The sequence below is a fragment of the Alcanivorax sp. genome, from assembly GCF_014762765.1.
Taxonomy (GTDB): Bacteria; Pseudomonadota; Gammaproteobacteria; order Pseudomonadales; family Alcanivoracaceae; genus Alcanivorax.
This window is the reverse complement of record NZ_JABURH010000078.1, coordinates 1-9144: the sequence shown is the minus strand read 5'-3', so window position 1 is coordinate 9144 and position 9144 is coordinate 1. Positions and strand designations below refer to the sequence as shown.

Here is a 9144-nt window from a genome sequence, read left to right as displayed (position 1 = left end):
CCCTGTTCCGGCGAGACCAACATCTTTGTCTCTACTGTGGCAAACCTTTCCCGGAACACGTCCTGACCCGTGACCATATTGTCCCCACCTCGAAAGGGGGCCGGGATCGCTGGTCCAATGTGGTATCTGCCTGCCGACGCTGTAACCAGCGCAAAGGCAACCGGCGCCTGGAAGAGATCGAGATGGATTTATTGGCGCTGCCCTATGTGCCAAACATGGCCGAATACCTGGCCTTGATAAACAGTCATCGTATCCGCGGGGATCAGATGGCGTTTTTGCGCAGCCAGTTTGGCAAGAACAGTCGGCTTTTGTGAGCTGTGCATTTTACATAAATGCCCTTTTTGTCGTATTTAGGTTACTTCGTGTTTCCCTCATTATTCACGCCGCATTGAAAGGGTATATAAGAAGATTAGGTTTTATGTGAATTGGGGAATTCATTGATCCGCTGTTATTTGGCAATTCTGCTGGTTTTTTTGGGGTTTTCTGCATCGGCTCAGGCACCGTCCGGGCTGGCCGCGTCGTTTTATTACGGTCCCCTCATCCCCTGGCACACCCTCTCTATCTATGATTTTCCTGTTGTTGAGCCGGATCAAGCCAGTGGCGTGCCCGATGCGTTTCGCGCGCAGCGCTTCTATGCCTATGTCAGCCTGGGTGAAGTTCTGGCATCGCGACCGTATTTCAAAGACCTGAAACCAGAGTGGCTGCTGGGGGAAAACCCGGATTGGGGCTCCCAGATATTCGATCTGTCTTCGCCGGGGTTGCGAGATTTTCTCCTCAAGCAGGTCATTGAGCCGGTGTGGCAGCAGGGCTACCGTGGCTTTTTCTTCGATACCCTGGATAGCTACCAGCTAGTCGCAAAGACGCCTGAGCAGCGGGAGCAGCAGCGGCAAGGCTTGGCGGCCTTGATCAACCAGATCTCCCAGCGTTATCCCCAGGCACGCTTTATTTTCAATCGTGGCTTTGAACTGATGCCGCTGGTAGAGGCGCCGGTGGATGCCATCGCGGCGGAGTCACTTTACCAGCGCTGGGAGGCGGGCAAGCAGCGTTACGCACCGGTTCCCGAGGAAGACCGTCAGTGGTTGCTGGGTCAGTTTGCCACTATGCGTGACCAGTACCAGGTAGAGACCATTGCGATCGATTATGCGCCGCCCAACCAGCGCCAGCAGGCCCGGGAAATTGCCGGGAAAATTGCGGGTCACGGTGTGATTCCCTGGGTCACCAACCCGGAGCTGGATATGCTCGGGCTGGGCGTGCGCGAGGTGCTGCCCCGGCAAGTGTTGTTGGTTCATGGTGGCAGCAATGAGCGATTCTGGGAGCTTTCCGATGCGGTGCGTTATGGGCTGATGCCCCTGCAGTTTCAGGGGCTGGTTCCTGATATCCGTGCCATCAATTCCAGCATGCCCGCTGGCACCCTGCAGGGACGATACGCCGGTATTGTCGTGTGGCTGGAAGAGGAAGAGCTGGCCGATGCCGATTTTGAGGCCTGGCTGGTGGAGCAAAAAAATGCGGGCGTTCCCATTGCCATGCTGGGTTACCCGGCGGTGGACCCCGTGGGTCCCAACGCGCAGGCTTTCGGGTTTGAGGGGCGGCCTACACCCTTGTCACCGCCGACGGTTACCCTTCAGCATGAGGCCATGGGGTTTGAGCTGGCACTGCCCAAACTGATTGAGTTGTCGTCACCATTGCATAACCCTTCTGCGCAGCCCTGGCTGGAGCTTCGTGCCGGGGAGCACACTTATACGCCGGTGGCGACCTCGTCCTGGGGCGGCTATGCCTTCCAGCCCTTCATGATCCGTTCGATATTACCCGGAGAGAAAGGTGAAGGGCTGGATCGCTGGGTGGTCAATCCGCTCACCTTTATTCGTGAGGCACTGCAGCTGCCTGCCATGCCGATTCCGGATGTGACGACGGAAAATGGTCGGCGCTTGCTCTTCGCGCACATGGATGGAGATGGTTTTCCCAGCCTGGCCGAGGTGAAGGGTTATCAGGGGCAAACCGATGCCCGGGTATTGCTGGAGGAAGTGCTCAAACGTTTTGAGGTGCCCACCACCATCTCGGTGATCGAGGGTGAAGTGGCACCCCACGGCCTCTACCCGAAGATGTCCGCCGAGCTGGAGCAGATCGCTCGGGAAATGTTCGCCTTGCCCCACGTGGAAGCGGCTACCCACACCTATTCGCATCCTTTTTTCTGGTACGACGCCCAGCAAATGCCAGGGGAGCTGTATGGCCCCGAAGGGCAATTGCGCCTGCCTATCCCCGATTACCAGATGGACCCGATGCGTGAAGTGGTCGGTTCGGCACAGTACATCAACAACAACCTGCTGGCCGACGGCAAGCGTACCAAAATGGTGCTGTGGAGTGGCGATACCCTTCCCACTCCTGAAGCCCTTGCTGCGGCACGGCGGGGCAACCTGCTGAACATGAACGGTAGCGATACCATCATCACCCACAGTGCGCCCACCTGGACCCTGATCAAGGGAATCGGTTTGCCCAAGGGGGACGAATATCAGGTTTATGCGCCCAACCAGAACGAAAGCATTTATACCAATGAGTGGAGTGGCCCTTTCTACGGTTTTGAGCGTGTGCTCGAGACTTTCGAACTGACAGAAAGCCCCCATCGCTTCAAGCCGGTGAACATCTATTACCACACCTACATCGCCAGCAAGACGGCAGCTCTGGAATCCTTGCTAAGGGTCTATCGGTGGGCGCAGTCGCAACCGCTTCATCCGGTGTTTGCGTCTGACTATGCCCGCAAGGTGCTGGACTTCAACACCATGGTGATCGCCCGGGATAATGATGGTTGGTGGGTAAAAGGCAATGGCGAACTGCGCACCCTGCGATTACCTGAGGCGCTGCCGCTACCGGCCCTGACCAATAATACTCATGGGGTCGCCGGCTACCGGGAAGACGGTCCCGGCCGCTACCTGCATTTGTCCGGCGCTGCCGCTCACTGGCAGCCCGGTTCGGACTCGTTGCCTTACCTGCAACAGGCCAATGGCCGCCTGACCACATTTGCTCGCAATGAAGACGGCATGCAATTTTCTCTGGCAGGACACACCAACCTGGAATTTGCCATCGGCAATGCCGATGGTTGCTCGCTCAACCATAACGATGAACCACTGAAACCAGTGCGTCGGGACGGAACCCTCTATCACTACAGGAGTGCGAAGCATGAGCTCGAAGAGCTACGGCTACACTGTTCGCACTGAGCGATTACGGGTTCTCGGCCCCACAGAGTTGTTCGCTTGTCTGTTGCTGATCCTGGTGGTCTGTTGGCTGGCATTTCCGCGGGATCTGGCCGTCACGTTGCGCAATGCACGCTTGGATGCGGTGACCTTGAGTTATATGCAGGCCTGGCTGAAAGCCAAGCCGGATGACCATGACCTGCGTTTGTTGATGGCCCGGGAACTGATTGTTCTGGGGCGATTTGACGAAGCTGATGTGCAACTGGACCGGGTAGAAGCCGCAGATGCGGGTTACCAGTCGCAGGTTCGCTGGCTCAGATTGCAGTGGGATTTCAAGCGGCTGATGGCCATGGAGCCGGAGCTGCGGGGAGCCTCCCGATTGCAGGCCGAGACCCTGGCAAGTGTGCGCAGCCAGGACTGGTCGACGTTGACCGCTGACCAGCGCCGGGAACTGGCGGAAATGGCGCTGGTGCTGGGTGAGGTGCAACAAACCGTGCGCTATTACCGGCTGCTTGCCACTGAGGCCGAGCGGCCCAGCGATTGGTATGAAAAAGCCGGACGGGTTCTGTTAGGGCAGGGTAACTACCTGTCGTCGGGGCTTGCTTATGGGGAAGCCATGGAGGCGTCTGCTGACGCTACCGTTCGCAAACAGTATTTCCTTGAGGCGCTGGCGGCCCTGGAAGCCGGTAGTCTGCATGACGTGGCCTTGCGCTTTGCGTCCCGCTACGAACACCTTTATTACCAGGACAAGGCTGTGTTGTACCGCCTTATGCGCCTGGCCCAGGCCGGCGGCAACCTGGCTCAGGCCCAGCGCTATGCAGTGCGGTTGTTGCGTCTCAATGGCCGTGGGGAGCAGCGATGAAGCGGCTGCTGCTGACTCTGGTATTGCCCTTGCCGTTCCTGTCTGGCGTTGTTCTGGCCCAGGCGCCGGAGCCCTATGTGGAGAGCTACTACGACCATAGCTATGAGGTTTTTGTGGCGGCGGGTAATCTGGGACGGGCTCGTCAAGTGGTGGACAATGCTCTCTACTGGCGCCCCGAAGATATTCGCTGGTTGCTGAGGCTGGCGCAGATCGCCGACTGGCAGGGGGATAGCAGTACTGCCCTGAAAGCCTGGTGGAAAGTAGCGGAAAACACTGACGATCCGCAGGCCTGGCAGCAGGTTCGGCAGCGGGCGCCGCTGGCCTACGATCACCAACTGACGTTGCGGGTTTACAAGGAATTGCTGGAAGTGTCTCCCCGTGACCGTGATTTGCTGGCTACCATCGCCAGGCAATATGAGTTGCTCGGCACACCGGATGAAGGCCTGGTGTTCCTGGCTGACTGGCATCGGCGCTATCCGGGTCAGGCTGTGCTGTGGGAAATGCAGCGTCTGGCCTGGAATCAAAGCGATAGAAAGCAAGCCGCTCGCTATTCACGGCAGTACATGAATCGCTATGGCCCCGAGCGGGATATGGCACTGCAAGTCTCCCGCTACCATTGGCTTGAGGGGCAGCGTGAGACGGCTTATGCCGATTTGCGCAGTGATGCCGAAAGCCTCCCCTATGATCCTGACCTGACACGCCGTTTGGCGATTATGGCCACTGAGCTGGGACAGTGGCAGCCGGCCATGAGTCATTACCAGACATTGCTGGAGCAGGGTGACGAGACCCTGCCGGATCTGTATCAGTACATTACCCTGGCCCGTTATTACGATCGCGACAGAGTCGTGGCGCTGATGGAGCGGGCCTGGCAGCGCAATGGGGATCAGGCTTTTGCCATGGGTGCCCTCTATCAGATGCAGGATGCCGGTCGCTGGCAGGCCATCGATGATTTTCTGCACCAGCTTAGTGACGCCCAGCGCCAGCAACTGCAACAGGACCCGGCTTTTTTGCGTTTTTACGCCAATCTGCTGTTACGCAAGGGCGAGATGGAAAATGCCGCGCAGTGGTTGCAGCGGGCGCTGGAACTGGCCCCCGGCGATCGGGAGACACGCATCGCCTGGTTATGGCTGCTGGTCGCCAGTGGTGATGATACTCAGCTGGCCCAGACCCTTGCCGCCTGGGAAGCCGGTATCCGCCTGGACCGGCGCTACTGGGAAGTGCTGGCCGCCGCCCATATGGCGCTGGGTCATGCCGAGCAGGCGGTTCGCTACGAGAGCCGTCTGCTGCAAACGGCTCCCGAGGACTGGGAGCGACAATGGCAGTATGCCCAGGCGCTGATTGCGGCAGGGCGTGATGGTCAGGCCTGGCCGGTGCTGCGCAGTTTGCATCAACGATTGCCGTTCCCGGTCGCGGACGACAAGCAGACCCAGTATCGCGATATGCGTCTGGCGCTCAGCCAGCGGTTTGAGGGTGGAGATGGTTCGCTGCAACTGGCACAACAGATTCGTCAGCAGCAGGGTGACGACGAAGCCCGTGCAGAATGGCTGGCCCAGTGGGCGCTGGGGCATAGCGAGCCGGAACTGGCCCGTGCCTGGTACCTGCGCAAGCAGCAGGCTGCCGGCGCCCTGCATGCCGGGTCGGCACTGGCCTATGCCATGCTCAATAATGACCGGGATGCCGTGGCGCAGATTCGTGAGCGTTATGCCGGTCAATTGACGTTGTCCGAGCAACTGGGAAGCCAGGTGGAACTGGGCGAGGAACGGCGCGCCACCGCGACGCTAATGGCCATGCAGTCCGGCTCTCCGGAACTGGCTGGCGCCAACAATCAGCAGGAATCCCTGTTGTTGCCCAGCGCCCGCTCCAGCGCATTGATGCTGGAACAGCGCCGTCTGGGTGCCTTGCAAATGACTGACTGGGCATTTACCCAGAGTCAGCCATTCAGTGACTACAGCACCTTGTCCGCGCGCTACCGGCAGCGGCAGTTTGGCAGTAATGATCGTACCCAGCTTGATGTGGATGAAGCGGAGCAATGGCTGACCCTGGAGTGGCAATACCAGCGTGAGCGCTATCGTCACCGTTTTTCGCTGGGCCAGCGCCAACTGTTGGATAACAGCGAAACCACCGCGGATCTGGAAGTGGGGGGCAACTGGCACTCCGACTGGTCTGCCAGCTGGCGTTACCAGTGGCGCATGCCGGCGGATGAAACCTCCTTGCTGCTGTTGGGCGGTTCGCGTACCGGCAGCCAGTTCCAGCTCAATTGGTCGCCCCAATCTACCTGGCAGAGCAGTGTAGATTGGGCGGATTACCAGTATCGTGATCTGAATAGTCAAAATCTGGGGAAGGGCAGCATTATCAATCTGCAAACCACCTGGCGTCCCTGGTTGTCCCGTTTTTCACCGGGCCTACGGCTGCGTCATACCCGCGCCGATTTTGCCGAAGCCGGGGACAGCATGGCTGAAGTCCGCGCCTTGCTGCCAGCCGGCGCAGACACTACGCCCTTGCCCGAGAATTACAGCGAATCCGGAGCGTCCCTGTTGTTGGGCACGCCGGACGTGCATATCCGTCCGCATCGGCTGCAGGGGTGGGGAGAACTGGGTTACGTGAATAACAGCTTGTCCGGCGATGGTTTTATCGGCCGCTTGGGCCTGGCCGGGCCGTTGATCGGCCGGGACGCCTGGCAACTGTCACTGGAGCGGCAACTGAATACCGGTGGTAACGATGAAGACAGCTACCGGGCCGAACTGCAATACAGGATTTACTACTAGGAGCATGAGATGAAACAGGTTGTTGCTTTGTTGCTGGCGCTGATGCTGGCCAGTTGCACCCATGTACGCAGTAGTCAGGGAGTGTCACTGGATGCGGAAGGTACCTGGCTGGTGTTGCCGCTGGTCAACCGTACCGGCACCCCCCAAGCCGGATTGCGGGCAGCGGCCATCGTGGAATCCGTGCTTTACCGGCAGGGAGTGACCGCGGTGGAAAGTTATCCGGAAACCGGCAATGACGGCCTGTTGTTCGAAGCGTCTTCCTCCGCCAACCGGGAAAAGATGGATCGTTGGGTGCAGTCGCAATCGGCCCGGTATGTGGTCAGCGGCGTAGTGCATGAATGGCGTTACAAGACCGGCGTGGATGGCGAGCCGGCGGTGGGCGTGATGCTGGAAATCCGCGAACTGCCTTCCGGTAACATCGTCTACAGCGGCACCGGTGCTCGTGCCGGGTGGGCAAGAACGTCGCTCAGCCAGACCGGGCAGAAAGTCATCGACAAGCTGCTGGCTCCGGTCATTCGCTGATGCGAAAGTGGCTGGCTAACACCGTCATCCCCGCCCTGGTGGCACCGCCGGCAAGACCCTTGTGGGTGGTGCTGGAGGCGGTACTGCTGACTGTGGCGGCAGTTGCAATGGGGCTGTGGTTACGTTCCGAGGACCCCCTGGCGTTGGGTGCCAACTTCCGCTGGGGCCTGTTCGTGCCTATTCTGGTGTCCCTGCGTTACGGTAGTCTTGCCGGTGTATTTGGCATGTTGTGCCTGCTGGCCAGCTGGTTTGTGCTTCGCAATATGGACTTTTATGCGGACTGGGATTTCCCCGAAGGCACCATGCTGGGTGGGTTTATTCTCAGCCTGGTCTGCGGTGAATTCGCTGACCTGTGGCGGGTGCGCCTCCAGCGGGCGGAAAGCGCCGCCAGTTATGCCCTGGAACGTTTGCAGAACCTGACCCAACGCCATGTGCTGTTACGCCTTTCCCATGACCGCCTGGAAGAGAATCTGCTGGTCAGGCCCTACACCGTGCGCGATGCATTGTTCCGTCTGCGCGATCTGACCCTGGATGAAAGCGACAGCAAAGTCCTGCCGGCGGCGGATGATCTGATCAATTTGCTGGCGGAGTATTGTCAATTACAGCGCGCTGCCCTGTATCCAGTTCTGGACGGCAAGGTCAACGACCAGGCCGCCGCCCTGTTGGGGGAGAACAAGCCTCTGGATCAGCACGATGCCCTGCTCAACCACGCCCTGGACATCGGCATGCTCGCCCATGTTCAGCAGAACACTCAGGATGATGCCTATGTGGGCCGCTATCTGGTGGCCGCACCGGTGACCAACAGTGCCGGGGAAATGATCGGTGTGCTGGTGGTGGAACGCTTGCCGTTCCTGTCCATGAATTATGAAAACCTGCAGTTGCTGTCTGTGCTGCTGAACTTCTATGCGGATGTGGCGCACTACGGAGAAGAGGTGGACAGCCTGCTGGATACCTGGCCGAACCTGCCGACCCGCTTTGCCAGTGAAATGACGGCGCTTTCCCGGTTGCGCGGTGAAGCGCGGGTTGACACCGCCCTGACCCTGTTTGTGGCCGATGACAGCGAACAAGCTGCACAGATTCTGGAAGCGCTGGCACGGGGCCTGCGTAGTCTGGATCTGGCCTGGTGGGTCCATGACAACGTGCTGATGATTATGATGCCGATGACTGGTGATTCCAGTCTGGAAGGTTTTGTACTGCGCACGGAAAAATGGCTACAGGAGGACTATGCCTTCTTCAGCCTCCGCCAGGCCGGGGTGAAGTACTACCATCGGTTACTGGGTGAGCGTGACCCTGGCGATCAGCTCCGCGAGTTGCTGGAGGTGGCCGGTGTCTAGCTGGAAGCTGCTTATCTATGCGATCAGTGCCGAGCTGGGCTCACTGCTGCTGTTGCTCAGTCAGAACAGCTCGCTGTCCTATTTTCTGCTTTACCTGGTTGCCCATGGCTTGGCGTCGGCCTTGTTGTCCGCTGTGGCGTGGAGCTTTCTTCCGACCCGTTTTCGGGAGCCGAAAGTCTTTTCGCTGGCACTGATTTTTTCCTTTGCCTTTTTTATCCCGGCGATCGGGCTGCTGACTATCATTGGTGGCATTGCCTTGGGTGTGATGTTGCCGGCACTGTTCATGCCGCTGCCTTTTTCCCAGGTGGCAAAGCCCTATTTTACACCGGTCAACAATCAACATAGCGCCGGTTTCCGGCAGATTGATCTGAAAAGTTTGCTTACCAGTGAGACCGCGCCCAACGCCTTGCGGATTCAGGGAATGCTGGTGCTCAAGGATATGCCCGGTCGTATTACCGGGCGACTGTTGCGCGATT

General features: G+C 58.9%; 6 protein-coding genes and 1 pseudogene. All 7 read left to right on the top strand.

Translation table 11 applies throughout. The annotated features are described in order from the left end of the window. On the top strand, positions 1–314 hold a 314-nt coding region (locus HUJ17_RS03600), incomplete at its 5' end, for an HNH endonuclease (protein ID WP_290509385.1). Positions 315–473: 159 nt separating this feature from the next. Next, positions 474–3209, top strand: a complete 2736-nt coding sequence (locus tag HUJ17_RS03595) for an endo alpha-1,4 polygalactosaminidase (RefSeq protein WP_290509384.1) — start codon at positions 474–476, stop codon at positions 3207–3209. Beyond that, positions 3172–4047: a hypothetical protein gene (locus HUJ17_RS03590; RefSeq protein WP_290509383.1), complete on the top strand. Its 876-nt coding sequence runs from the start codon at positions 3172–3174 to the stop codon at positions 4045–4047. Before HUJ17_RS03595 ends, HUJ17_RS03590 begins: the two co-directional genes overlap by 38 nt. Then, positions 4044–6812 carry a tetratricopeptide repeat protein gene (locus tag HUJ17_RS03585; protein ID WP_290509382.1) on the top strand — a complete coding sequence of 923 codons (2769 nt, stop codon included), beginning with the start codon at positions 4044–4046 and terminating at the stop codon, positions 6810–6812. Before HUJ17_RS03590 ends, HUJ17_RS03585 begins: the two co-directional genes overlap by 4 nt. A gap of 9 nt (positions 6813–6821) precedes the next feature. Continuing rightward, positions 6822–7334, top strand: a complete 513-nt coding sequence (locus HUJ17_RS03580) for a hypothetical protein (protein ID WP_290509381.1) — start codon at positions 6822–6824, stop codon at positions 7332–7334. Next, entirely contained in the window at positions 7334–8668 is a 1335-nt protein-coding gene (locus tag HUJ17_RS03575) for a PelD GGDEF domain-containing protein (protein WP_290509380.1), read from the top strand. Before HUJ17_RS03580 ends, HUJ17_RS03575 begins: the two co-directional genes overlap by 1 nt. Further along, positions 8661–9144 (top strand): annotated as a pseudogene (locus tag HUJ17_RS03570) (hypothetical protein); the annotation flags it as partial. The gene HUJ17_RS03575 and the pseudogene HUJ17_RS03570, both read left to right, overlap by 8 nt.

Excerpts from the sequence above, each read along its gene's own strand:
- HUJ17_RS03585 (WP_290509382.1), top strand. The coding sequence starts at position 4,044 with ATGAAGCGGCTGCTGCTGACTCTGGTATTGCCCTTGCCGTTCCTGTCT.
- HUJ17_RS03575 (WP_290509380.1), top strand. The coding sequence starts at position 7,334 with ATGCGAAAGTGGCTGGCTAACACCGTCATCCCCGCCCTGGTGGCACCG.
- HUJ17_RS03580 (WP_290509381.1), top strand. The coding sequence starts at position 6,822 with ATGAAACAGGTTGTTGCTTTGTTGCTGGCGCTGATGCTGGCCAGTTGC.
- HUJ17_RS03590 (WP_290509383.1), top strand. The coding sequence starts at position 3,172 with ATGAGCTCGAAGAGCTACGGCTACACTGTTCGCACTGAGCGATTACGG.